The 747-nt window shown below is 39.2% G+C and carries 1 protein-coding gene and 1 pseudogene; one reads left to right on the top strand and one right to left on the bottom strand.

The window, feature by feature from the left end; genetic code table 11:
* Positions 1-414, top strand: a pseudogene (locus tag ACS8FC_RS17060) (hypothetical protein); the annotation flags it as partial.
* A gap of 15 nt (positions 415-429) precedes the next feature.
* Here ACS8FC_RS17060 and ACS8FC_RS17055 read toward each other — a convergent pair.
* Positions 430-747, bottom strand: a 318-nt coding sequence (locus ACS8FC_RS17055) for a GNAT family N-acetyltransferase (RefSeq protein ID WP_439297662.1), incomplete at its 5' end; no start/stop codon positions are given.

Genomic DNA, 747 nt, shown 5'->3' with positions numbered 1-747 from the left:
AATGTGGCATCACTTACCCTGCGTTACAGTGATGGATATATCTGGCAGTTGCAAGTATATCCAGATGCGCTGGCAAGACTGATAGAAAGTCAGATAGATGAGACAGCATTTGATGCAGTATTAAAGATAAAGCCATTAGATCGCAAACAGCGTGTGCAGACGGCACTGGCGACGCGTCCACAATCAGGCAAAAAACTATATCAAACGCTTGGTATTCCATTGTGGCTGCGAGAAAGCTTGGTTGTAGTTAGCGTAGTGTTGATAGATAAAGAACACGCTGAAAATGAGATACCTATCCTGTTGCTATCGCCTTTTGATAGTTGGGTACTAGGAAATAATTCGTCGACTACTATCAAAAGTCTGGGTAGTGATATCGATGATGTTTTTAAAAATGTGCTAAGACAAGCTGAGTAGATGAAACAAAACTATTTAGGTAGTTAGAGGATTCGTATTTCTTATCATTTTAATATCTATTATTTTGGTTTTTTCATATATCTCCTCGTGATGCTCTGCACTCTGCTCAAAGCCATGTTTTTCATAAAAGTTAATGGCTTTGGTATTAGCTTCTAAAACCCATAGATGAAAGCGAGCTGCGGCATTGGTAGCTGTTATATCTTGCAACGAGGCTTTCATAAGCGAGCTGCCTATATCTTGATGTTGATAAGTAGGTAAAATATATAGCGTAGTGATTTCATAGCGCTCATTTTGAGTATAGTAGCCGATGAAACCTACGATGGTATCACTGTC

The sequence above is a fragment of the Psychrobacter sp. 1Y4 genome, from assembly GCF_051847555.1.
The sequence above is the reverse complement of the archived record's forward strand: the minus strand, read 5'-3'. Positions and strand labels throughout refer to the sequence as shown.